The sequence below is a fragment of the Kocuria atrinae genome, assembly GCF_039531425.1.
GTDB classification, from domain to species: domain Bacteria; phylum Actinomycetota; class Actinomycetes; order Actinomycetales; family Micrococcaceae; genus Kocuria; species Kocuria atrinae.
This window is the reverse complement of sequence record NZ_BAAAQA010000012.1, coordinates 39,726-62,490: the sequence shown is the minus strand read 5'-3', so window position 1 is coordinate 62,490 and position 22,765 is coordinate 39,726. Positions and strand designations below refer to the sequence as shown.

Below are 22,765 nucleotides of genomic sequence, written 5' to 3'. Positions count from 1 at the left end.
AAACGGCTCAGTGCCGATCCGGGATATCGGCCGCCGGCCCTAACCTGAGTCGGTGGATCGAGGCTTAGTACCTTGGTTGTTACTGAAGAACTCATGGCAGGTTCCGATCATGCTGGATCATCCAGAACGAACCCGGACTGAAGTCGTTTCCCTCGGTGTTCAAACGATGAAAAGCCCAGTGCATCTGCGACCCACGAGCCCAACCACTCTGCGGCGAAAAATGTATCGATCGGGGCCCCGGCCCGGCGATGTCAGATGGAACAGAAAACCCGCGGGTCACTCGCACGAATGCCCAGGTCGTTCAGCCGCTCCTCGACATGGTTGTGTAATCCTCGGCTTACGCCCTTCTGAGGTGGTTGTCAATGGCTCTTCGATTGAATCTCCGAATAACCGGTCAATGCGGGCTGACCAGCATCATTGATGTTCAGATACTCGCAAGTTGGATGTCATTCGGAGTGGTCACTATGTCCCCATGGCTACTTCTCAACCGCCCATCAATCGCCGTCAACTCGTCACCGGCAGCCTGGCCGGCGCGGCTCTCGTTGCGCTCCCCGGCACCGCGGTCGCCCATCGCGGCGAACGCACCGCACCGGGTCTGATCAGCAGACGGCTCACCCTACCCAGTGGCGTCGCCTCGGGTGACGTCTCCTCCAATTCCGCGGTCTTGTGGGCGCGCGCCTCGGGCCGGGGTCGCCTGCACGCAACTCTTCAGGCTGTCTCCGCCGACGGCGCTCCGTTACGTGGCCGTTTTGCTCGGGGCCTCCGTTTGACCTCCGGATGGGCCACCCCGGAGACCGACCACACCGCCAAGATCTTCGCGGGCAAGCTACCCTCCGGAACCCGCTTCAAAGTCACGTACGCGTTCGAGGACGAGCGTGGCCGACTGGGCGAGCGCGCCGTCGGCAGTTTCACGACCGCTCCCGGCAAACGCTTTGGTCCGAAAACTTCTGCCGCACAGTCCTTCGTCTGGACCGCAGACACCGCCGGCCAGGGCTACGGGATCAACGACGAGATCGGCGGGATGCGCGGATACGCCGCCATGCACGCCACCACGCCGGATTTCTTCTTGCACTCCGGCGACACCGTCTACGCCGACAATCCGATTGAAAAGACCCTGGAGGTTCCGAATGAACCGCTGTGGCGCAACGTGGTTACCGACGAGGTCTCCAAGGTTGCCGAGACACTCAACGAGTTCCGCGGCCGCCACCGCTACAACATGATGGACAAGAATCTGCGTGCCATGTACGCGGAGGTTCCTGTGATTGCCCAGTGGGACGATCACGAGACCACCAATAACTGGTGGCCGGGCGAAATCCTTGAGGACGAGCGCTACACCCAAGTGCGCGACGTAGACACCTTGGCCGCTCGTGGTCGCCAGGCCTGGCAGGAGTACATGCCCACTGCGGACTCGCGGGCGCTGTCCCGAGGCACCGGGTCCGAGCCCGCTCGCATCTATCGCAAGGTCGAACGCGGCGATCACCTGGATGTCTTCGCCCTGGACATGCGCACCTTCAAGAGTGAGAACACCCCGGGCAAGGAGCCGCACGAGACCGACATCTTGGGCGAGGAACAGACCCGGTGGCTGATCCGTGAGCTGCGCCGTTCGCGGGCCACGTGGAAGGTGATCGGTAACGATCTCCCGCTGGGACTGATTGTTCCGGACGGCAAGGACCAGGAGTCCATCTCCAACGCCGACCACGGAGCCCCGCTGGGTCGTGAGCTGCAGCTGGCCAGGATCCTGAAGGCCATCAAGGACCACGACATCAAAAACGTGGTGTTCCTGACCGGGGACGTCCACTACTGCGCGGCCCACCACTACTCCCCCGAGCGCGCGGCGTTCAAGGACTTCAAGCCGTTCTGGGAATTCGTGGCCGGGCCCATCAACGCTGGCGCCTTTGGGTCCAACGAATTGGATCGCACCTTCGGACCCCGCGTGGATTTCGAACAGGCCGGCCCACCCATGGCCTCACCCCGCAACGGCGATCACCAGTACTTCGGCCATGTGGCCATCACCGAGGACGGCAGCGAGTTCAGCGTCAAGCTGATCAACGCCAACGGCAAGGCCGTGTACCAGCGAACGCTCACCCCCGAGCGCTGATTCGACAAGGTTCGACGCCGCCGCCGGGACCTGGGCACACGAGGTCACCGCGGCGGCGTCGGCGTGTGCAAACCTCCAGGTGACAGGTTCACAATGGTGCCCATGGTGAGTTTGCCGACCGGTTACACGTTGAGGGTGGGACCGCCCAGCGTGGGGTCCTACGTTTATCTGCGCGAGGCCTCCGGCATGAGCCCCAAGACGTATCAGCAGGCCCTCGCTGGGATCGACGGTGCCTGGGCTGCGGTACACGTGGTTCATGCCCCCACGGGGGAAACCGTGATCATGGGCCGCGTGCTAGGTGACGGTGGGTGGTATTTCCACATCATCGACATGGCCGTGCTCCCTGAACACCAACGACAGGGACTCGGGGATACGATCCTCACCTGGCTGCTGGACCGGATTCGCCAGGACGCTCCCCCGGATGCGTTCGTCAGCCTCATGGCAGATCCACCGGGCCGGAGTCTGTACGAACGACACGGATTTAAGGACCGCTCACCCCGCAACGTGGGAATGAGCCGATTACTCGAACGACAGGTGGACGATGACTGAGGCCGCAATGCACGACCAGCCGATCTGGCACGCCCCCGTGGGAACCGTGGCCGGCTGGCATGACGGCCCCGTGGATCGCGCTACTGGCATTCGCTATGCACGCGCCGCCCGGTTGGAGGCCCCCACGCCGGTGAGCGATGCGAGCGAGCCGATCCAGGCGACGTCGTGGTCCCCGGCCTGCCCTCAGGCTCCAGTACCCCTGCTGGACAACGCGGTGGGCAGCAGCATCGGCAAGCTGCCCGTGGACGAGGACTGCATGCGGCTCTCGATCACGGTGCCGGCCGGCACGAAACCGGATGCTGACCTGCCCGTGATGGTATGGATCCACGGGGGTTCGTACGTGTCCGGAGCCGGTGACGCGCCGTTCTACGATCCCAGCACGTTAGTCGCCGAGCAGAGCGTAGTGGTCGTCAACGTGACGTACCGCCTGGGCCTGTTCGGTTATCTGGGCGACGGCAAGACAAGCCCCGCGAACCTGGGGTTGCTCGACCAGATAGAGGCGCTGCGCTGGGTGCATCGCAATATTGCATCCTTTGGTGGCGATGCTGAAAACGTCACGATTTTCGGTCAGTCCGCCGGGGGCGACGCCGCCGCCCACCTCATGATTGCCCAGGGCACCCGCGGGCTGTTCCGCCGAGCGATCGTGCAGAGCGCACCGTTCGGTCTCATGAAGAGCCGCAGCAAGATGAACAAGGTGATGTCCCGCACGGCGAGCGCTGTGGCCCCCGATGCGCACTGGGAAGAGGTGACGGCCACGCAGTCGACGGTGGAGAAGGCTGCATCGCGTTTCGGTCTCAAAGGTCAAATGCCCTTCGGAGTGCAGTACGGACATGCCCCACTGCCCGCCGAGAAGGATTTGGACGCGGCCTGGCGTAAGGTGGCTCCGCAGGTGGATGTGCTCGTGGGATACACGACCCGCGAGGTCGCCCTGTTCGCGGCCGCCGTTCCTGTGCTCCTCAAGCGACTTGAGAAACCCAAGCGCGATCCCGCCCTGGAACAGCTGGTGGTCAAACCGCTGACCAAGCGGATCTACGGAACCGGTGCCAAAGCCTTCGCATCACGTCACGCGGCCGCAGGAGGCAAGGTCACAGGTTATGTCCTGTCCTACGGTAACGAGGAACACCCGTTGAATGCGGCCCACATCGCGGAGTTGCCTTTGCTGTTCCCGTCGAGCGCCTGGGAGGGCGCCCCCAGCGCACTGGGGCTGAGTCTCAACGACATGCACGAACGCGGGCGACTGCTCCGAACCCAGTGGGCGGACTTCGCCCGGGGCGGTTCGGTGAACAGCCTGCCCGAGATCGGTTTACGAGTGCTCTCCTGACGGTGGCTGCTGCCAGCCAAGATTCTAGGACTGTTCACTCCGTGGATCGGGAGTGAACAGGTCTTCGATGCGACATTCGAAAACCTCGGCAATCCGGAAGGCCAACGGAAGGCTGGGATCGAACCGGCCACGTTCGATGGAAATAACGGTCTGCCGCGACACTCCCAATAATTTCGCCAGATGCGCCTGGGACCAGGAACGTTCCCCTCGTTGCTCGGCAATGATGTTCTCCACTACGAGTCACGTCTCTTGGCTACCCAGAACCGAACAGCAAAACTGACCATGGCCAGGATCAGGATCAACAACAGAACCGTGTCCCCGCTGACCTCGAGCCTGGAGATCGACAGGACAACCAGCGCAATACCGGCCGTGGTGATGACGTCGTGGAATGCTCCCGACGTGGCTTTGGCGTACCACTTGCTCTCGATGTTGTCCTCTGCGTGCGCGTCCGGCTCCACGGTGTATTTGGAGACGAACACGACCCAGCCCAGGGCGAAAAACGTGCCCGCAGTGCAGGCTGCGAAGATCACGAACCCGAGCAATCTGTTCTCGTCGTAGAACACTGACGCGACAGCTCCCACGATGGACGCGAGTACGAGCGACGTAACCACGGCCAGCACATAGGCCGAGAGCGGGGCCTTACCCGTGGTGCGAGTTGTTGTTGCCATGATGACTCCTACGGTCTGAGCCTGTGCGGCTCTTGTGGCTATGTAAAGCGCGCTTGACTTAGTCAAGCAAGCTTTACTCACCTATGTCAAGCGTGTTTGACAACAACTCCCGCCGCTTCCGCAATCTCCCGATACGCGTCCGCCAGGTCATCGACACTCGCATGGGCATTGAGGCCGCTGGGGTTCGGCGCCACCCACAGCTGCACACCGGGCCACGGGGATTCCTGCTTCCCGAGCCGGGCCTTCGGCACCTTGAAAGCGGAACGGTAGGCCGTAATGCCCAGGACAGCCACTACTCTCGGTTGCCGTTCGGCCACGAAACGGTTCAACCGATCTGCCCCAGCCAGCAGTTCCTCGCGGGACAGTTCATCTGCCCGCGCGGTGGCCCGCGGGCAAATGTTGCTGTTACCGATACCTTTGCCCATCAGTTCTGCCAGATCTGATTCCGAGTAACCATCCCTCGCATCAATGAGGGTGTCGGTGATGCCCGCCCGGTGCAGGGCCGGATAGAACCGATTGCCGGGCCGGGCGAAGTGCGCGCCCGTAGCTGCGGTCCACAAACTGGGATTGATGCCGACGAACAGGAGATTCAGCGGATCGGGCAGCAGATCCGGCACCGTGCGATCGCGAAACGTCTCCAGTTCTGCACGTGAAAACCCCATGGGACAAGGCTAACTGCGTGGTCCAGCAACCCGTTCCGGTGAACGACTCGGTTGAACAGCCGAAGCGTCACGGTAGCCCACACGACCGTTGAGCTGATCTGACTGCCGCGGCGCTCGCCAGAATCACAAGCCCGATGCCCACAATTTCCGGAACATCGAGAGCCTGCCCCAGCAATATCCACCCCACGAGCGCAGCGATGGCCGGAGCGAGACTCACCAGAATCGCGAACGTTTCCGCGGCGAGGAGCCGCAGCGACGCGAGTTCCAGCGCGTAGGGCACCGCCGAGGACATCACCGCGATCAGCGCACCAATCAGCAAAACCCGCGGGTCCAGGAGTTCCACGCCGCCGCTGGCCACCCCGAACGGTGCGGCCAGAAGCGCACCCACCACCATGGCGAGCGCGAGACCTTGGGTCCCGGGGAACGCCCGCCCGGCTTGGCGAGACATCAAGATGTACAGCGCCCACATACACGCCGCAGCCAACGCGAAAGCCACGCCCACGGGGTCCAGACCCTCAGTGCTTGGCCCCACTCCACTGAGCAGAAGCACTCCCCCGAGAGCGAGACCGGCCCACAGTAGACCGCTGAGTTTGCGTGACAAAACGACCGACAGGACCAGCGGCCCGAGTAATTCAATGGTTACCGCGACACCCAGCGGCAAGCGGGCAATGGCCTGGTATATGCACATGTTCATGGCGCCCAGGCTCAGCCCGAAGCCAAGAATCACCGGAAGGTTCTCGCGGGTGATCGACCGGACCGAAGGTCGGAACACTATCCACAGGAGCAGAGAGGAAATGAGCAGCCTGAGGAAAACAGCGCCTTGTGCCCCCACCCGGTCGAAGATCTGATAGGCAATGGCCGCGCCCGTTTGGGTGACGAGGGCTGCTGCAACAACCAAGGTGACGCCGGCCGCAGAGGACCCCGGCGCCGTCGGCGGGTGGGAACGAGTCGAGCGGTTGATCACCACACCGAATGTACGCGGTTCCCCGCTTCGACCACACCGACCGGTAGCCTGAGCAGCGGACGAGTGTATGATCCACATCACACCCCGGGAGCGGGTACCCCCATGAACGATCAACGCGTCCTCGGACAATTCGAAACTCTGAAGAACACCGGCACGGTGGAGTTATCCACCAGTCGCGGCAAGCCCCACTCGGTGAGCACCGATCCCGAGCTCGAGGTTCAATGGGACGAGGTCGAAGGCATGGGCTTGGCCCGCGTGAGCCGCTCAACCATGGTTGCCATGAAACTGACTCCTTCCGGCTACGAGCGCTACAAATCTCGGCTGACAGGCACTACCCGACGATTGGCCAAGGACATGATTGCCCTCCCCGCCACGATTGGCGAGGGACCCCAAGAGCTGGTGGCCCTGCTGGGCTTGGCCCATGGGCAGTACGGTCCTCCGGAGGTCCGCGAACAACACGCACGGAGACAGGCGGAGGCGCAAGCAGAGGCTGACGCGAACGCCGCTGCTCGTGACCCTCGCGCGGAGCGGCCCCGAGCTTCCAACCCTCAGGAGTAAGCGGGTTCCCGTTCGACACTGCGCTGGTCACGAGGGGAACGGCTGAGCCGCACACGGCCCACCGCCCAAATGACCAGCACGGCGGCGGACAGAACGGCCGCAGCGATACCCACGAGCTGCGAGGCAGGTTCGTCCGTGAGGCGGCCAACGCTGATCCATGCCAAGGCCCACGCGATACCGGCGGCCACGGCAAACCGGGGGCCCAGCGCTGCGACGTAAACGGCCGACAGCACCACAGCCACGACCATCACCGTGACGGCGATCCATTCGTCCGTGGAGCCGCCGGAACCCCAACCCGTTGCGGACCCCGCGGCGGCAATGTTGGCGCACGTGGCTGCGATGACCCAACCGAGGTACAAACCGAAGGTGCCGTCCACGATGAGCTTGCCGAGCGGCGTCGTCCCGGGATTCTCGCGCAACCGCTTCACCAGAATGCCCAGGGTGACTGCGAGCGCCAGGATGACCAGGACGCTGACCCAGATCCAGCCGACCTGGGTGACCAATAGCCACACGGCGTTGAGGATCATGGTGATGCCTGCGAGCCAGCCGATCCGGCGTTCACGGGCCGTAGTGGCAACCCACGGGAGCCACTGCCAAATGGTGTAGGCGAAGAGCCCGAGGTAGATCACGGACCAAATAGAGAAAGCGGTACCGAGCGGGGCAATGAGGGTGGCGTCCGCGGAGAGCGCTCCACCAGAAGATTCCGCGACCCGAGTTCCGATCACCCCCGTACCAACGAGCGTGCCGACAACACAGAAGATTTCGGCGGCGGTGACAAATAGACGGCGGGCCAGATCGGTCCTCATGACTCTCCTCAGGTAGCGTGCGGCCACCGTAGCGAAGAATCCATAAGACAACTGATTAACTGATCCGCGTGACGTGCACGGGTGCCCTCAACCGGGAAGCACGCAGCGGCCTGATGCCCTACCGAGACCCTCAGCTTTACTCCCGCTCGGACAACAGGAACGTCCGCAGCGCGTTGATGACTTCCTGTGGGCGGTCCGAATGCACCCAGTGGCTGGCTCCGCGCACCTTCAAGCGAATGGTGCTGGGGAAGAGCGAGCGCATGACGGGCTCGTCCTCGTCCTTGACGTAGTTGGACTTCTCGCCGGCGATCCACAGCACTCGGCCGGGGAACTGGGCTTTGTCGAGTTCGGTCTCGATGTCCGGGAACCCCATGATGGTCTCGAGCTCGGAACGCAGCAGCGCGAGGTTGGGCTGCCACCGCAGGCCATCGCCGTCGTTCTTGAGGTTCTGCAGCAGGAAGCCGCGCACGCCCGCCTCGGGGATGGGCTCCTGGAGAGCGGCGTCCACGTCGGAGCGGCGCTCGGCGGAGTCGATATCCACCTCAGCGAGCGCGTTCAGGAGGTGGTGGAATTCGCTGCGTCCCGAGCCGGAGCCCACGGGCGAAATGTCGATGATCACCAGCTTGCGCACCAGGTCAGGGTGGCGCAGGGCGAGCACCATGGCCACTTTGCCGCCCATCGAGTGTCCGACCACGTCCACGGGACCGTCCGCAGCAAATCCACTCTTCAGGTGTTCCGCCACCTGATCCGCGAGCTGCAGGTAATCGAGCTCTTCGGTCCAGTCCGATTGCCCGTGATTGGGTAGATCCACCAACAGGCTGCGGAATTCGGGCTGCAGCCCCTTGGCGATCATGCTGAAGTTCTTACCCCGGCCGAACAGGCCGTGGAGGAACACCACGCGGTGATCGCCCTCGCCGGTTTCGACGGAATGAACGGTGGTTGAGCTCGTATCAGTCACCCGACCAATCTACTGGTCACGCGGCCCCACCGACCAAGTCGAACGCCACGGAACGAGTCAGGCCCCGGATCCGTTCAAGCGGTCGATGTGCTCTGAAGCCTCAGCCTTGGTCAGATTGGCGGGCAATTCTTCTCCCGCTCGCTTGGCCAACGTGTCCAGGTAGGACTTCTGAGACTCGGTCATCGGGTCGTCACCGCTGACCCAGTCTTCGGGGTCCTTCTCGAGGTTCGGGTTCTGCGCGTCACCCGTGGCGCCAATGGTCTCGCCGGTGTCGCCGCGCGATTCATTTGATTCGTTGCCAATGTTTTCGTCAGGGTTCTGGGTCATGTTCGCTCCTCGTTCCTCTGCATAGCGCGTCCAATGAACTCCGGTGGGCCTGTCGACGTTGAATCAGCGCCGATGATCACCCACCTTGCTATCCAGGTTAATCCCACCCTCGGACACTCATAAGAGGATTTTCGCTCAGGGCAGTCGACCGATGATGTGACGTTCACCCACCTACCGAACGATGGTCCGTTGGCTGCCATCAAGACGCCTGGTCCAGCCCTTCGAGTCCAGATGCTCGAGCAACGGGATGGCCACCCGCCGGGTGGTTCCCCATGCCTGCCGCGCCTGGCTCGTGGTGAAGGGCTGTTCCAACCGCGCCAGCTCGCGCATGGCCAGTGCCGGAGCATTCGGCAGCACGACGACGCTGCCCTCCAACCTCAGTAGCCTTCCCGCACGTTCCGCCGCGGCCAGCTCGCGCGGACCCAGCCCGAGATCGTCCAGTTCGTGGGCCTCGGGTGCGGCAAACGGGTTCTTGGCCAGTTGTGCTTCCACCGTGGACATCGATTTTTCCGCAGCACCCAGTCCAAGGGGGCGGCCGGGAACGCAGAGGTAACCGTCGCGTTCCTCCAAAACGGCCTGTTGGATCACGGTGTCCAGGAGATCTGAACCGGGCAGGTCGAGGTTGTCGATGACGGCCCCGCGTGTCATGCCCGGACTCAAATGATCCCTCTCGTGCAGGCGTTCTACCGCGGTCCTCAGCCGGTCCGCCCAGGCCACCAGCACCGGGCGATGGATCCACCAGGGTCCTGCTTGCACAATGTTCGCGTCGGCCGGGGGTTCGGCGCTCTCCGAGTACACCAGCGCCAGCTTGTGCAGCCATGTCCCGCGAACCACCCCGCGACGTTCGGTCTCTGCCGCCGCGTCGCCCGTGGCCGGGAGCCCGGCGAGCCATTCAGCTTGCCGGGCACTGTCACCTCGTCGCGTGAGCTCGGCCGGGTCTACGTCCAAGACACGGGCGCCGCCCAACAACACACGAGCTTCGGGATAGCGCATGACCAGCCGGTCCCCCGGGATCAGCGCCAACTTCTGAGCCAATTTCACTCTGGCGTGGTCGCCGTCGAGAGGACGCAGCCGTGCGGGCACTGAGGCGGAGCCCGCGTGCACCATGATTTCCGCCGGTGGGTCCTCGAAAGAGATGCCGGAGATCCGGCGAATATCCAGCTCCCCCGTGATCGGCCACGCGTCCGGCGTCAGGAGCGCGTCACCGCGGTGAATGTCCTCCGCAGAGATGCCGCGCAGATTGATGGCCACGCGGTTTGTCGGGCCAATGGAATCAACCGATGAGTTGTGGCTCTGCAGGGATCGCACGGTCACGGCTCGTTCTCCGCCTTCGCCCAATAGCGTGAGCCGATCGCCCACGCGAACTGTTCCTCCGGTCAGCGTTCCCGTGACCACGGTTCCCGCGCCGGACACCGAGAACGCTCGATCCACCCACAGCCGCAGCCGTTCTTCTGGATCCGGCAGGGGAAGTGCGGCCAGCACGCTGTCCAAAGCAGCACGGAACTCTTCCAGGCCCGCCCTGTTCTGAGCGGACACCGCAATCACGGGAGCCTCTCGCAGACCGGTTCCGGCGAGTTCGCCCCGGGCCTGCTCCGTCACCGCTTCGACCCGTTCAGGCGCCCGGTCCGTTTTGGTCAGCACGATCAGGCCGTGTTCAATCCCCAGCGCGGCCAACGCATCCCGGTGATCGCTGGACTGGGCTTGCCACCCTTCGTCCACGGCCACCACGAAGCACACCACGGGTGCCGGTCCCAGCCCCGCGAGCATATTTCCAAGGAAGCGTTCATGGCCGGGGACGTCCACGAATGCCACATTCTTGCCGGACGGCAGATCCATCCACGCGAAGCCCAGGTCGATGGTGAGTCCGCGTCGTTTCTCTTCCGCCCAGCGGTCCGGTTCCATGCCGGTCAGGGCGCGCACCAGCGTGGATTTTCCATGGTCCACGTGCCCCGCTGTTGCCACGACGTACATCAGTTCAACGCTCCCAGCGCGGCGTGTATCGCGGCGGCGACCTGAGCGTCGTCGTCCTGGGGAATACAGCGCAGGTCGATGAGGCACGCACCGTCGTGGACTCGCGGCAGCACGGCAGGTTGTCCACGTCGCAAGGACGACGCCGCTTGCTCCGGCAGGCGCACGGCCCACCCGGGCAGCGGCACGCCGGGCGCTCCCCCACCGCCCACGCGACCATCGTGGGCAACCACGGGCATGCCGAGTTCGGCGCCGAGCCGCTCTGCGCGCTCACGCAACTTTTCGGGATCCGCGTGAAGCGCCCTCTGCACCGGTGTGTTGCCGGAAACCAGGGTCGCTTCCAGCGCGGCGAGAGTCAGTTTGTCTGCGCGAACCGCGCGTGCCAGGGGGTGTTTGGCGAGCTTCTGGATCGACTCCGTGCGGCCCAACAGAATTCCCGCCTGGGTACCGCCGAGCAGTTTGTCTCCGCTGGCGATGACGACATCCGCGCCGGCCTCAAGCGCTTCGGAAAGGCTGGGCTCATCAGGCAGGGCCGAATCAGGTGTGAGCAGTCCACTGCCCACGTCCATGATCAGGGGCAGCTTGTGTTCATCAGCAATCACCCGAAGTTCCCTCAGCGGTACGTCCGAGGTGAATCCACTGACCCAGAAATTGCTCGGGTGAATCTTGAGCAGCGCGGCGGTCTGAGGGCCCACCGCGTCCACATAGTCGGCGGGGTGGGTGCGGTTGGTCGTGCCCACTTCCCGCAGGCGCGCGCCCGTGGATTCCATGAGATCCGGCAACCGGAACCCCGCACCGATCTCCACGAGTTCACCGCGGCTCACAATCATTTCGCGGCCGGCAGCCAACGCCGTGGTGGCCAGCACGAGCGCGGCGGCGCCGTTATTGACGACCAGTGCGTCCTCTGCAGCCGGGCACGCTGCGAGAAGAGCTTCACGCGTGGCCACCCCTCGTTTGGACCGCTGCCCCGTGGCCAGATCCAGCTCGATGTCCACGTAACCGCTCGCGGTCAGCAAAGCCTCGCGGGCTGCAGGAGATAACGGTGCCCTACCAAGATTGGTGTGAATGACCACCCCGGTCGCGTTCAGGACGGGTGTCAGGGAGGTGGCCCGGCGCTCAGTCAGTGCCGCGATTACTGCGTCCTGCACCTCCTCCGGTGCAATCTCAGATTGCCGGGCCCGCTCCTGAGTCTGTGAGATGACGGCGCGAATCACCCGATCGCTCAACCTGTTGCGAGCGCCCTGCACCTCCGGCAACGCCAGGAGCTGATCCGTACGGGGAATCCGTGAACGGGGGTCTGCACCGGTCACTACGGCTCCTTGTGCGTCTCAAGTGCGCGGGGTGCGCTGCCGCCGCCCCGGGCCAAGCCGAGAGCGGCCATGGAAATTGGCGGAAGCGGACGGGAATCGAACCCGCCAAACCGAGATACTCGGTTTCACCGGTTTTGAAGACCGGGGGGCCCACCAGGACCCAGACACCTCCGTGTCGAACTTATCACCGGCCGCGCAGATGCCTTTCCTACACTGGGGACATGGCTTCAGTTCAGTCCTCGGCCCCTGACCTTCGACTCACCGGGTACGCTCACGGCGGCGGTTGCGCCTGCAAGATCCCGCCGGGAGAACTCGAGGAGGCCGTTCGCGGCCTGACCGGCCAAACCGCGCCCAACGTTCTGGTGGGCCTGGACGACGGCGACGACGCCGCTGCGGTCCTGGTTCGCGATGACCTCGCCGTGCTGTCCACGGCAGATTTCTTCACCCCCGTGGTCGACAACGCCTACGACTGGGGTCGGATTGCCGCGGCCAACGCCCTCTCCGATGTCTATGCCATGGGTGGTCATCCGGTCGTCGCCATCAATTTGGTGGGCTGGCCCCGCGACGTGCTTCCTATGGAACTGATGTCCGAGGTGTTGCAGGGCGGACTGGACATCGCCTCCGAGGCAGGGTGCCCGGTCATCGGCGGTCATTCGATCGATGACCCCGAACCCAAATACGGTATGGCCGTGACCGGCACTGCCGACCCCACCAAGCTGCTGCGCAACGACACCGCGGAGGCGGGGTTGCCCATCACACTCACTAAACCGCTGGGCGTGGGGTTGCTCAACAACCGTCACAAGCAGACCGGCGAGGTCTTCGATGAAGCCATCGCCACCATGACCCAGCTCAACCGGGATGCTTCCCAAGCGGCAGTTGCTGCGGGGCTGAAGGCCGCCACAGATGTCACCGGCTTCGGGTTACTCGGCCACCTCTACAAGATGGCCCGTGCTTCCGGAGTAGGCGCGGTCATCGATCGCAGTGCAGTTCCCATGGTCTCCGGTGCGGCAGAGGCGCTGCGGGACGGATTCGTTTCCGGCGGCACCCGTCGCAATCTCGACTGGGTGCGACCGCACCTGACCGCTGATTCCCGCATCTCCGATGACGATTTGCTGTTCCTTGCGGATGCCCAGACCTCGGGCGGACTGCTCGTGATCGGCGAGCTGCCCGGTCACCCGGTGATCGGCGAGACCGTGGCCCTCCCCGCTGACGACAGTGAGCTGGTCCGCGTCCGCTGATCAGCCGGCCGTGGTGATCGAGTCGTCCGTGATGCCCTCGGCGCGGCGCTTGGCCAACCGGTTTCGCTGTGGTTCCACTGTGTACTTGGGGTCCTTCACGGAATCCTTGCCCGCCTGGAACACACCGAACCGAGTAAGTGCGGAGGACGCCACCAGGGCCGCGCCCGAGAGAGCGGCGACCCAGCGACGTCGTCCGCCGAGGATCGTGCCGGTGGCACCCGCAATGGCAAGCCGCTCGCTCCATGTGAGCCACGTTCCGGGACGTCCCTGTTCAAGTGGTTCAGCGGCCACGGGGTCCATGCGCTGCTTCATGAGGTGCATGGAGACGACCTCACCAGCCACGCCCGCGAGCGCGAAGGTTCGGGCGGGTGCCGTCTCGCGAGTCGGCGTGGTCAGCATGGCGAGGCCGCCGGCGGCCAGGGAAGCCGAGCTCACGAATACGAACGGAAGATCCTTGTGCATGGCATTCCACGTGGGAACCGCGGTGTCTCCGAGCAACACGGCGGTGTAGGCGGCCAGTGGCGCGCCCAATACTGCGGCACCCGCCGCGGCGGGGCGATCAACGAAACGCAGGATGGAACGCAGGGGTCCCAGAGGGAGTTTGGCGTGGGTCATGCGATCCACCTCGCCGGCCGCGGCGACACCCGCGTGCGTGGCGTAATACGCCAGCAACCACGAACCCAAGCTCATGGGTGAGGTGGGTTTGATGGTGCGCATCATGTGCAGAAACCGCTCTGGGCGGCCCAGGTCGGCCACCAGCGCCACCGTTCCCAGACCCGCGGCGGTGATGGCGGACAATCGCATGTTGCGTCGCAGCATCGGCCGGTCGGTGAGCTCACCACCAAAGGCCAGGATGGACGAGCCACCCGCAAGACCACCGAGGAACAGGTACGCGCCAATTTCCTTCTCCCACGGCGGCGCCTTGACGATGGGTCGCCCGTAGTAAGACGTGAAGTCCGGCTCGGGCACCATGGGCATTTCGCGCGAGCCGTCGCCTCCGCGGCGGAACGCTGATCCGGGTGCACGACGGCGCCCCTTGCCCTTCCGCTTCCGGCGCGGCTCCTCGGGTGGGCGGTAGCTGTCGAATTCGGAGACGCTCATCGGCGACCTCCCGATGCAAAAGCGACCGCACCCACGGCCAGCATTCCGGCGACGGCCATCCCGGCACGCTTGAACATGTCCGGAAGATCCGCAGTGGGGACCCGCGGGTCAGGCGGCAGGCCGTAGGTTTCGGGTTCATCGAACAGTAAGAACACTGAACCGGTGCCGCCCACGCCGTCCTTGGGGTTGGCACCGTAGAGGCGGGCCTCGGTCTGCCCCTGATCGCGCAGCTGGGTCACACGCTCCCGGGCCGTGGCCACCATGGAATCCCGATCGCCGTACTTAATGGACGTGGTCGGGCAGGCTTGAGCGCACGCCGGGGTCTCGTCGTTCTTCATCCGGTCGTAACACAGCGTGCATTTCTGAGCGACGCCGTGTTCCGGCACCTTGACGGAGTCCGGCATGGGAGGTGAATTCCGCTGGTTCTTTGGTTCGAACACGCCGTCGCTGCGACGTTCAATCACGCCGAACGGGCACCCGGCTACGCACGTGCCACACCCGTTGCAAATGTCGTCCTGGACCACCACAGTGCCGTATTCGGTGCGGAACAGTGCACCCGTGGGGCACACGTCCAAGCATCCGGCGTTGGTGCAGTGTTTGCACACGTCGGAGGACATGAGCCAACGGAAGTCTGGGGTGTCCGGGTGGACAGAGGAACCGCTGGAAGCACTCGCGCCGGAGGAATCGGGTGTTGTCCCGTCCGCTCCCCCCGCGTCACCACAGCCACAGCCTCCGGAACTGCAACCGCCCGACGAAGCCTGGGTGACTGGGACCGTGCCCCGCGACGTCGTCCCCTCCGGAGGACCCACGCGCGGCATGCCCAGTCCCACCAGTGAGCGCCCGGATTCCCGTGCTTTCTCGATCTGCCGGTCATCTTGTTCGATGAACGCCACGTGCCGCCACGTGTTGGCGCCCAGACCCCCGGTGTTGTCGTACGAGGATTCCAGTAATTCGTAGTTCGAATCCGCCGGATTACGGTTCCACTCCTTGCACGCGACCTCGCATGCCTTGCAACCGATGCAAATGGAGGTGTCCGTGAAGAACCCTTTTCGGGAGTGCGGATGATCGTAGTGGGCGTCGTGCGTCGGGTTCCCGGCAAGGGGTCGGTCAGTCATGATGATCAGTCCTCCTCGCCTTGGGAGAGCGAGTTGTCGGTGTGGTCACTGTCCTGGTCCGAGGACTGGCCCTTCGCATGGTCTCCCCGGATTTCGCGTTCCGGGTCGGTAACGCGAGTATTGCTGGTCTCCGGCGTGAGCCCGGCGCGTTGCTGGTACTCGTGTACTAACTCCGTGAGTGCGGGACCGCGAGGACGCCGTCCGGGACGGATGTCGCAAGAGCCTACCTTGGACCCTTGAATGTGCACGTTGGGGTCCAAGGCAATGCCCAACAGGTCGTTGGCGGAATCACCCGTCACCACGGCATCGGAACCGACACCCCAGTGATAAGGCAACCCAATCTGATGCACGGTATTGCCACCCACGGTCAACGGGGTCATGCGTTCGGTGACCAGCACCTTGACCTCGATGGCCGAACGTGGCGAGACGATGGTGGCCCATCCGTAAGGTTCAAGACCTTTCTCCTGCGCAAGCTCCGGGGAGATTTCGCAGAACATCTCCGGCTGCAACTCCGCCAGGTATGGCAGCCAGCGGCTCATGCCACCGGCGGTGTGCTGCTCCGTCAATCGGTAGGTGGTGAACACATACGGGTACACACCGGAGCCAGGATTGCCCGCACTCGGGGCGGACAGATTGTCCTCGCGTGCAAAGATCATGCGCGTGGGGTTCTGCTGCTGCGCGTAGAGAGGGTTGTCCACCGGTGATTCCTGGGGCTCGTAGTGGGTGGGCATGGGCCCGTCCACCATGCCCTTAGGAGCGAATAACCATCCCTTACCGTCCGCCTGCATGATGAACGGGTCGTCACCGGCCAGGGCATCCGCTCCGCGTTGGCCCTCCACTGGTCGACTGCCCGGTTCACGGTCCAGCGGGAAATCGGGATTGTCCTTGCCTGTCCACTGGTGTCGGTCCGCGTCCCACCACACCAGTTTCTTGCGCTCACTCCACGGTTGGCCGTCCGGGTCTGCGGAGGCGCGGTTGTAGAGGATCCTCCGGTTGGCGGGCCATGCCCAACCCCACTCGGACGCGATCTCGTCCTGTTCTTCACCCGGTTTGCGGTTGGCGGCCTGATTGACACCGTCCGCGTAGACACCGGTGTAGATCCAGCAACCGCCAGATGTCGTTCCGTCTGCCTTCATCTGGGTGTATGACGACAGCGGTGTGCCCGCGTCCGGGCCTTCGAGGAACTTGCCGTTGATCTCGGCCAGCACGGCCTCAGGATCCGGTTCGCCGTCCTCGTTGAGGGGGTAGTCCCAGGTGAGGTCTTGCAACGGACGGTCCCTGTGGTCGGTGGAATTCGCTACCCGCTGCCTGATGCGATGACCCAGCTCGAAAAAGAACTCCAGTTCACTCTGGCACTCACCCGGCGGGCTCACCGCCTGGTGACGCCATTGCAACAGGCGCTGGGTCTGCGTGAATGTTCCAGACTTCTCCACGTGCGTGGCCGCAGGCATGAAGAACACCTCGGTGTCGATGTCCTCCGCACGCAATTCCCCGGACTCGATTTCCGGCCCGTCCTTCCACCAGGTGGCGGATTCGATCATGTTCAGATCCCTGACCACCAACCACTTCAGGTGGGACATGCCCATTCGTTGCATTTTGCCGTGCGCGGAGCCGACGGCCGGGTTCTGGCCCAGCAGGAAGTAGCCTTCCACCTCGTCGGCGAGCATGCCCATGAGCGTCTGATAGGTGCCATGGGGCCCGTTCAGACGAGGGATGTAGTCGTAGGCCCAGTTGTTTTCTTCCGTGGCGGCATCTCCCCACCATGCCTTCAGCAGGTTCACGGCGTAGGCGTCCGCGTAAGCCCAGAAACCCTTCTGTTCCTTGGCGGCAATGGTCTTGAGGTATTCCTCGAATGACTCCGATTCCACCGTTGGCATCGGAAGGTAACCGGGCAGCAAGTTGAACAGGGTGGGGATGTCAGTGGATCCCTGGATACTTGCGTGCCCGCGCAGCGCCATGATGCCTCCGCCGGGACGGCCCACATTGCCCAACAGCAGCTGGAGGATCGATGCGGTGCGGATGAACTGTGCGCCCAAGGTGTGCTGGGTCCAGCCCACCGCGTACGCGAAGCACGTGGTGCGGTCCCGGCCCGAATTCTCTGTGACTGACCGAGCCAGGTACTCGAAGTCGTCCTCGGAGATACCGCACGTCTCGCGCACCATCTCCGGGGTGTAGCGGCTGTAGTGGCGTTTGAGGATGTGGAAAACCGTCCGTGGGTCCTGCAGAGTCTCGTCCCGAATCGGGGAGCCAGGTCCCACCGGTGCACCGCCGCTACCGAACTCATCGCCGCCGGCACGTTGGCTTTCGTCGGATCCTTCTTCATGTTCTTCGACCGCGCTGTCTTCGCCCTCGGCACTCGGATCACGCTCGTCGGTGGAGTTGGTGGATGCGCCCTCGGACTCGTCCCCGTCAGGTTCGGTGGTTTGATAGGCCCAAGAATCAAGGTCGTAGGCACCGGTTTCGGTGTCATACCCGGAGAAGAGACCGTCCAGGTCCTCGGTGTCCAGGAAGTCCTCGCTCACCAAGTTCGGGGCGTTCGTGTAGGCACGGACGTACTCGTCGAACCACAGCTCGTTGCTCAGCACATAGTTGATGAGCGCGCCCAGCAACACGATGTCCGAGCCAGCTCTGATCGGTACGTGTTTATCCGCAATAGCGGAGGTACGCGTAAACCGAGGGTCAACGTGAATGACTTTTGCGCCACGCGCTTTAGCTTCCGTCACCCACTGGAATCCCACGGGATGGCACTCGGCCATATTGGATCCCTGGATGATGATGCAATCGGCGTTCGCCATGTCCTGCAGTGACTGAGTAGCGCCACCGCGGCCAAATGAGGTTCCCAAACTGGGAACCGTGGAGGAGTGTCAAATACGAGCTTGGTTCTCGATCTGTACGGCCCCTGCTGCGGTGAAGAGCTTCTTGATCAGATAGTTCTCTTCGTTGTCCAGGGTGGCGCCGCCCAATGAGGCAATGCCCATGGTGCGCCGCAGGGGTCGACCCTCGTCATCCGTGTCCTGCCATGTGCGACGTCGGGATTCGATGAACCGGTCCGCGATCATGTCGAGCGCAGTCTCGCGGTCTAACCGCTGCCACTCCTTGGCTTTGGGTGCGCGATACAGCACACGGGTCTGTCGGCCGGGCGAGTTGACGAGCTGCTCGCTCGCGGAGCCCTTGGGGCACAAACGGCCGCGGGAAATCGGCGAATCGGGATCACCCTCGATCTGGATGACCTTCTCGTCCTTGACGTAGACCTTCTGCCCACAGCCCACGGCACAGTACGGGCACACGCTTTGCACCACCCGATCCGCCGTTTCGGTGCGCGAGGTGATGTCACGGGTGTGCTGAGACACCACGGCCGAACTACGGCCAGTGGTGTCTGCAGTGCGGAATTGCCGGAAGACCGGCCACTCCAGTGGGCTGAATCGCGACATGAAGCCAGGCTAGTCCAGGTCAGGATCGGTCGGCAGCTCTTGATCCGCCGTGTCGATCCGGTTCTCTACCTGCAGCTCGTCCACGTCCTTGAGCGGGTCCTCATCGGCGCCCCACTGGGCGTCGTCCTCTTCCCACGCGGAATCCTCGTCACCGGTGGTGCCGATGAACTCGTCCTCGCGCAGGGGCTCCCCGGGAGCGTCCGGGTTGTCGATGGGGTTGGGATCAGGGATGGGTTCAGACATCATGGATTCCTTTCTCGCCCCGAGCTCGGTCACGTCGACCAGCCCGTAGAACGATCATAGTACTTACTGTTGGTCGTCAGCCGGTGCCGAGAAGGACCACATCACGCCGAAACGGTCGAACACCGTGCCGTACCACTCGCCCCACGGTGCCTTCTCGAAAGGCATGCCCACCGAACCACCACCGTTGGTGAGCTTCTGGATCAGGTCGCGAGCGTCGTCGGGAGTCTCCACGGAGTAGAGCAACGAGTAAGCGGTGCCGCGCAGCGGGTAGTCGTTTCCGTCTTCCATCGCATCGCCGCCGGCAACCTGGCCGCCGGGGGTGGTCAGGACCGCGTGGGCCACGTGTTGAGGGTTCGGCTCGAAGGGCATGCCCTCCAGCTGCATGTCTCCGTAGCGCACCAGGTCAAGGTCTCCACCGAAGACTTCGTGCCAATGCTCAAAGGCCTCGGCCGCGTTACCGGGCAGAGCGATATAAGTAGCGAGGGTGGTGCTCATGCGGTGCTCCTGAGTTCGAAAACGTCACGGCAGTCGTGTGTCGCGTGCTCGCCAGAATAGGCCTCCCCCGCCCCTGGGACCAGACCCCGGTCAGATCAACGGCCAGGGAAATCTCATCCCGGTGGGGTCCGCCGGTAGCCGACCCAAGAGCCCCAGGACTCTCACGCGTTCCCGGAGAGCCTGAGCCTCTGCGGTGGTGAGCAGGTCCGCCACTTCGGCCGGGACCTCGTGTTCAAGGGGCGCAATGTCCTCCAACAACGCCTCAGCAATCGGTTCTCGGGCAAAGTCCCAGATGACCGTGCGCAGTTTGAAGGGCTCGGCAAAACACAGTCCGTGATCGATTCCCCAGATCCGCCCGTCCAGGCCCCGCAGCACGTGGCCGGCTTTACGGTCGGTGTTGTTGGCGACCACGTCGAAGACCGCCATGCGTTTGAGATCCTCGTGCGTGTCCGGACAATCCGCGTACAGGGTGAAGTAGTGCTGCTCCAGGTCCGTTTCGATGAACCGCTGCAGGGACCCGATGCCAAAGGGGCCGTCCTCCCGAATGATGGTCAGCGGCACGATCCCCCAGCCCAGTGACTCACTCAGTAGATACGCCGCGCGCTCGCGCCGGTAGAGCCCCGGTTCGAAGTCGTACAACGGCCGCTCCCCCAGCTCTGGTTTGTAAATGGCCCAGCCCTGATTGTCCCCGTGAGTCAGCTCGACCAGGAACGTCTCGTTACTGCTCTCCACGAGCTGCCCGAGGACCTCGATCTCCCCCAGTTCAAGAAGTTCACTCGTGCGCTGATCGTCCACGGTGCCTCCTCAGTGCGCCGTCAATGCGGCCAGCGAATCCTGGGTTGAGTTAACGGTCAGCACCACGGGATCGTGCCCTTGGGGATATGCCACCGCTGACACCGAACACGGCCCCACACTGAGCCGCTGGAACTTGTTCAGCGGAGTGCCCATCTCGTGCGCCACCACAGCGCGGATGGGGTCCGCGTGAGAGAAGCAGACCACGGTGCCGCCGGGGTGAGCGGTTCGGATTCGGGCGAGCGCGTCGATCATGCGGTCCAGCATGTGCTGGAAGCTCTCACCACCGGGAAATGTGAAGCTTGCGGGTTCATGCTGAATGGTCTGCCATTCGGCCTTGCGGGCCAAATCTGCCAGTTTCTGGCCGGTCCACTCCCCAACGTCCAGTTCCAGCAGACCCTGGTCTTCGATGACCGACAGCCCGGTGGCGTCCGCCGTGGCCTGCGCAGTCTCTCGCGTGCGTTCCAGCGGAGACGAGTAGAGCGCCGTGACTGGGAGTTCGGTGAGCCGCTGCGCCACGCGCGCAGCCTGTTCTCTGCCGGCCTCGGACAGGTGCAGTCCCGGCGCTCGCCCAGGCAAGAGCTGCCCGGTGGTGGGTGTCTGACCGTGCCGAACGAGCAGCAACGTGGTGGTTTCTGGGCTCACACGCACCAGCGTAGGCGGCGGATTCTCCCTCGTCACGGCCTACCTGCTCGCCGCCCGTCATACGACGTCATCAACATGTGGGAGGGGTCGACGCCGCTGGCCCCCGCGCGTAGCGTGGCGTGCGTGAGCGTTCAGCCTGAGATCCGCACCGTGGGTGACCTGCGCGCAGCAGGTCACGTCCAGAAGACACTGCGCGAAGAAATCCGCGACAACCTGCTCGCCGCTCTGGCAGCCGGGGAAAATCCGTGGCCGGGTTTGCACGGTTTCGACCGCACCGTCATCCCCCAGCTGGAGCGTGCCCTGATTGCCGGGCACGACATCGTGCTGTTGGGTGAGCGAGGCCAGGGCAAGACCCGTCTGCTGCGCACGCTGTCCGGACTGCTGGACGAGTGGAGCCCCGTGATCGAGGGTTCCGAACTCAATGAGCACCCCTACGACCCCATCACCGCGGATTCGGTCAGCCGTGCCGCCATCGAAGGTGACGCCTTGCCGATTGCTTGGCGGCACCGAACCGACCGCTACGTCGAGAAGCTGTCCACCCCGGACACCTCCGTGGCCGACCTCATCGGTGACGTTGACCCCATGCGCGTGGCCGAGGGTCGCCGTCTGGGCGATCCGGAGACCATCCACTTCGGCCTGGTACCGCGCGCCAACCGAGGCATCGTGGCCCTCAATGAGCTTCCAGACCTGGCAGAACGCATCCAGGTGGCACTGCTCAACGTCATGGAAGAGCGGGATATCCAGATCCGCGGTTACGTGCTGCGCCTGCCCCTGGACGTACTCGTGGTTGCCTCCGCGAACCCGGAGGACTACACCAACCGCGGCCGGATCATCACTCCGCTCAAGGACCGCTTCGGCGCCGAAATCCGCACCCATTACCCGCTGGAATTGACCGACGAGATCGCGGTCATTCGCCAGGAGGCGCAGCTGACGGCCGAGGTGCCGGACGTGATCCTGGAAATTCTCGCCCGTTTCACGCGGGCGCTGCGCGAATCAAACGCCGTCAATCAAGCCTCCGGCGTCTCCGCACGATTCGCCATTGCCGGTGCGGAGACCATTGCGGCCGCTGCCCGACATCGCGCTACGGTGCGCCCGGGCGAAGATGCGGTGGCCCGCCTCGTGGACGTGGACAGCGCCGTCGACGTGCTGGGCGGCAAGATCGAATTCGAGTCCGGTGAGGAAGGTCGCGAGGACGAGATTCTGGAGCACCTGTTGCGCACCGCGACCGCCGACGCCGTACGGGCCCACTTCCGGGGGTTGGATTTCGGCCCGCTCGTGGAGGCTTTCGACGGTCAACGAACCATCACCACCGGTGAACAGGTCACCGCCCAGGAATTCCTTGACGCTCTGCCCGGTCTCGAGGACAACGAGTTGTATGACCAGATCGCCCAGAAAGTGGGCGGGGACACCCCCGGTCACCGAGCCACCGCCATCGAGTTGGCATTGGAAGGGTTATTCCTGATTCGTCAGCTCTCCAAAGAAACCGGTGACGGGGAAACCGTCTACGGATAGAGGC

The 22,765-nt window shown here is 64.0% G+C and carries 22 protein-coding genes and 1 tRNA gene; 6 read left to right on the top strand and 17 right to left on the bottom strand.

Going from position 1 to position 22,765, the window contains the following annotated elements; all coding sequences use genetic code 11:
- The first annotated feature begins 472 nt into the window (after positions 1 to 472).
- The 3 genes from ABD283_RS05950 (at position 473) to ABD283_RS05940 (ending at position 3,968) form a co-directional block, all read left to right on the top strand.
- Positions 473 to 2,098: an alkaline phosphatase D family protein gene (locus tag ABD283_RS05950; RefSeq protein WP_344224071.1), complete on the top strand. Its 1,626-nt coding sequence runs from the start codon at positions 473 to 475 to the stop codon at positions 2,096 to 2,098.
- A gap of 102 nt (positions 2,099 to 2,200) precedes the next feature.
- Positions 2,201 to 2,647: a GNAT family N-acetyltransferase gene (locus tag ABD283_RS05945; protein WP_344224070.1), complete on the top strand. Its 447-nt coding sequence runs from the start codon at positions 2,201 to 2,203 to the stop codon at positions 2,645 to 2,647.
- Positions 2,640 to 3,968, top strand: coding sequence for a carboxylesterase family protein (locus tag ABD283_RS05940; protein ID WP_344224069.1), 1,329 nt, complete (start codon positions 2,640 to 2,642; stop codon positions 3,966 to 3,968). Before ABD283_RS05945 ends, ABD283_RS05940 begins: the two co-directional genes overlap by 8 nt.
- A 24-nt stretch (positions 3,969 to 3,992) precedes the next feature.
- Here ABD283_RS05940 and ABD283_RS05935 read toward each other — a convergent pair whose 3' ends face one another.
- The 4 genes from ABD283_RS05935 to ABD283_RS05920 all read right to left on the bottom strand — a co-directional run bounded on the left by ABD283_RS05935 (position 3,993) and on the right by ABD283_RS05920 (position 6,196).
- Positions 3,993 to 4,202, bottom strand: coding sequence for a helix-turn-helix transcriptional regulator (locus ABD283_RS05935; RefSeq protein WP_344224068.1), 210 nt, complete (start codon positions 4,200 to 4,202; stop codon positions 3,993 to 3,995).
- Positions 4,202 to 4,636, bottom strand: a complete 435-nt coding sequence (locus ABD283_RS05930) for a hypothetical protein (RefSeq protein WP_344224067.1) — start codon at positions 4,634 to 4,636, stop codon at positions 4,202 to 4,204. The genes ABD283_RS05935 and ABD283_RS05930 overlap by 1 nt, the downstream gene beginning before the upstream one ends.
- A gap of 86 nt (positions 4,637 to 4,722) precedes the next feature.
- The gene (locus tag ABD283_RS05925; RefSeq protein WP_344224066.1) at positions 4,723 to 5,298 is read right to left on the bottom strand and encodes a mismatch-specific DNA-glycosylase; all 576 of its coding nucleotides are present in this window, start codon (positions 5,296 to 5,298) and stop codon (positions 4,723 to 4,725) included.
- A gap of 67 nt (positions 5,299 to 5,365) precedes the next feature.
- Positions 5,366 to 6,196, bottom strand: a complete 831-nt coding sequence (locus tag ABD283_RS05920; protein ID WP_425552807.1) for an EamA family transporter — start codon at positions 6,194 to 6,196, stop codon at positions 5,366 to 5,368.
- Between the two features lie 168 nt (positions 6,197 to 6,364).
- Here ABD283_RS05920 and ABD283_RS05915 point away from each other — a divergent pair, with 168 nt between their 5' ends.
- Positions 6,365 to 6,820 (top strand): hypothetical protein, encoded by a 456-nt coding sequence (locus ABD283_RS05915; protein WP_344224064.1) that lies wholly within the window; start codon positions 6,365 to 6,367, stop codon positions 6,818 to 6,820.
- Here the strand turns inward: ABD283_RS05915 and ABD283_RS05910 are convergent.
- The 6 genes from ABD283_RS05910 to ABD283_RS05885 all read right to left on the bottom strand — a co-directional run bounded on the left by ABD283_RS05910 (position 6,811) and on the right by ABD283_RS05885 (position 12,361).
- On the bottom strand, positions 6,811 to 7,626 hold the full coding sequence (locus ABD283_RS05910) for a tryptophan-rich sensory protein (protein WP_344224063.1): 816 nt from the start codon (positions 7,624 to 7,626) through the stop codon (positions 6,811 to 6,813). The two genes, ABD283_RS05915 and ABD283_RS05910, sit on opposite strands and share 10 nt — an antisense overlap.
- Before the next feature lie 136 nt (positions 7,627 to 7,762).
- Positions 7,763 to 8,584, bottom strand: coding sequence for an alpha/beta fold hydrolase (locus ABD283_RS05905; protein ID WP_344224061.1), 822 nt, complete (start codon positions 8,582 to 8,584; stop codon positions 7,763 to 7,765).
- A gap of 57 nt (positions 8,585 to 8,641) precedes the next feature.
- Positions 8,642 to 8,911: a DUF3072 domain-containing protein gene (locus ABD283_RS05900; RefSeq protein WP_344224060.1), complete on the bottom strand. Its 270-nt coding sequence runs from the start codon at positions 8,909 to 8,911 to the stop codon at positions 8,642 to 8,644.
- Positions 8,912 to 9,082: 171 nt separating this feature from the next.
- Positions 9,083 to 10,882 (bottom strand): selenocysteine-specific translation elongation factor, encoded by a 1,800-nt coding sequence (selB, locus tag ABD283_RS05895; protein ID WP_344224059.1) that lies wholly within the window; start codon positions 10,880 to 10,882, stop codon positions 9,083 to 9,085.
- On the bottom strand, positions 10,882 to 12,189 hold the full coding sequence (gene selA, locus ABD283_RS05890) for an L-seryl-tRNA(Sec) selenium transferase (protein ID WP_344224057.1): 1,308 nt from the start codon (positions 12,187 to 12,189) through the stop codon (positions 10,882 to 10,884). The genes selB and selA overlap by 1 nt, the downstream gene beginning before the upstream one ends.
- 77 nt (positions 12,190 to 12,266) lie before the next feature.
- Positions 12,267 to 12,361, bottom strand: a tRNA-Sec gene (locus ABD283_RS05885).
- A gap of 49 nt (positions 12,362 to 12,410) precedes the next feature.
- Between ABD283_RS05885 and selD the strand changes: the two genes are divergently transcribed.
- The gene (gene selD / locus ABD283_RS05880; protein WP_344224056.1) at positions 12,411 to 13,427 is read left to right on the top strand and encodes a selenide, water dikinase SelD; all 1,017 of its coding nucleotides are present in this window, start codon (positions 12,411 to 12,413) and stop codon (positions 13,425 to 13,427) included.
- On the opposite strand, the gene nrfD is transcribed toward selD, so the two are convergent.
- From nrfD to ABD283_RS05845, 7 genes are all read right to left on the bottom strand, one after another.
- Positions 13,428 to 14,528 carry an NrfD/PsrC family molybdoenzyme membrane anchor subunit gene (gene nrfD / locus ABD283_RS05875; protein WP_344224055.1) on the bottom strand — a complete coding sequence of 367 codons (1,101 nt, stop codon included), beginning with the start codon at positions 14,526 to 14,528 and terminating at the stop codon, positions 13,428 to 13,430. It abuts the gene before it with no gap.
- Positions 14,525 to 15,643 carry a 4Fe-4S dicluster domain-containing protein gene (locus tag ABD283_RS05870; protein ID WP_344224054.1) on the bottom strand — a complete coding sequence of 373 codons (1,119 nt, stop codon included), beginning with the start codon at positions 15,641 to 15,643 and terminating at the stop codon, positions 14,525 to 14,527. The genes nrfD and ABD283_RS05870 overlap by 4 nt, the downstream gene beginning before the upstream one ends.
- Before the next feature lie 5 nt (positions 15,644 to 15,648).
- Positions 15,649 to 19,074: a formate dehydrogenase gene (gene fdh / locus ABD283_RS05865; RefSeq protein WP_344224053.1), complete on the bottom strand. Its 3,426-nt coding sequence runs from the start codon at positions 19,072 to 19,074 to the stop codon at positions 15,649 to 15,651.
- 9 nt (positions 19,075 to 19,083) lie between these two features.
- Positions 19,084 to 19,317: a hypothetical protein gene (locus ABD283_RS05860; protein ID WP_344224052.1), complete on the bottom strand. Its 234-nt coding sequence runs from the start codon at positions 19,315 to 19,317 to the stop codon at positions 19,084 to 19,086.
- Positions 19,318 to 19,380: 63 nt separating this feature from the next.
- Entirely contained in the window at positions 19,381 to 19,812 is a 432-nt protein-coding gene (locus ABD283_RS05855; RefSeq protein ID WP_344224051.1) for a VOC family protein, read from the bottom strand.
- Positions 19,813 to 19,902: 90 nt separating this feature from the next.
- Positions 19,903 to 20,607 carry an SCO1664 family protein gene (locus ABD283_RS05850; protein ID WP_344224050.1) on the bottom strand — a complete coding sequence of 235 codons (705 nt, stop codon included), beginning with the start codon at positions 20,605 to 20,607 and terminating at the stop codon, positions 19,903 to 19,905.
- A gap of 9 nt (positions 20,608 to 20,616) precedes the next feature.
- Positions 20,617 to 21,249 (bottom strand): histidine phosphatase family protein, encoded by a 633-nt coding sequence (locus ABD283_RS05845; protein ID WP_344224049.1) that lies wholly within the window; start codon positions 21,247 to 21,249, stop codon positions 20,617 to 20,619.
- Positions 21,250 to 21,372: 123 nt separating this feature from the next.
- Between ABD283_RS05845 and ABD283_RS05840 the strand changes: the two genes are divergently transcribed.
- On the top strand, positions 21,373 to 22,761 hold the full coding sequence (locus tag ABD283_RS05840) for a sigma 54-interacting transcriptional regulator (protein WP_344224047.1): 1,389 nt from the start codon (positions 21,373 to 21,375) through the stop codon (positions 22,759 to 22,761).
- Positions 22,762 to 22,765: the final 4 nt, after the last annotated feature.

Coding starts and splice junctions, on each gene's coding strand:
- ABD283_RS05950 (WP_344224071.1), top strand. CDS start 473: ATGGCTACTTCTCAACCGCCCATCAATCGCCGTCAACTCGTCACCGGC.
- ABD283_RS05945 (WP_344224070.1), top strand. CDS start 2,201: ATGGTGAGTTTGCCGACCGGTTACACGTTGAGGGTGGGACCGCCCAGC.
- ABD283_RS05940 (WP_344224069.1), top strand. CDS start 2,640: ATGACTGAGGCCGCAATGCACGACCAGCCGATCTGGCACGCCCCCGTG.
- ABD283_RS05930 (WP_344224067.1), bottom strand. CDS start 4,636: ATGGCAACAACAACTCGCACCACGGGTAAGGCCCCGCTCTCGGCCTAT.
- ABD283_RS05925 (WP_344224066.1), bottom strand. CDS start 5,298: ATGGGGTTTTCACGTGCAGAACTGGAGACGTTTCGCGATCGCACGGTG.
- ABD283_RS05915 (WP_344224064.1), top strand. CDS start 6,365: ATGAACGATCAACGCGTCCTCGGACAATTCGAAACTCTGAAGAACACC.
- ABD283_RS05910 (WP_344224063.1), bottom strand. CDS start 7,626: ATGAGGACCGATCTGGCCCGCCGTCTATTTGTCACCGCCGCCGAAATC.
- ABD283_RS05900 (WP_344224060.1), bottom strand. CDS start 8,911: ATGACCCAGAACCCTGACGAAAACATTGGCAACGAATCAAATGAATCG.
- selB (WP_344224059.1), bottom strand. CDS start 10,882: ATGTACGTCGTGGCAACAGCGGGGCACGTGGACCATGGAAAATCCACG.
- selD (WP_344224056.1), top strand. CDS start 12,411: ATGGCTTCAGTTCAGTCCTCGGCCCCTGACCTTCGACTCACCGGGTAC.
- nrfD (WP_344224055.1), bottom strand. CDS start 14,528: ATGAGCGTCTCCGAATTCGACAGCTACCGCCCACCCGAGGAGCCGCGC.
- ABD283_RS05870 (WP_344224054.1), bottom strand. CDS start 15,643: ATGACTGACCGACCCCTTGCCGGGAACCCGACGCACGACGCCCACTAC.
- ABD283_RS05860 (WP_344224052.1), bottom strand. CDS start 19,317: ATGTCTGAACCCATCCCTGATCCCAACCCCATCGACAACCCGGACGCT.
- ABD283_RS05855 (WP_344224051.1), bottom strand. CDS start 19,812: ATGAGCACCACCCTCGCTACTTATATCGCTCTGCCCGGTAACGCGGCC.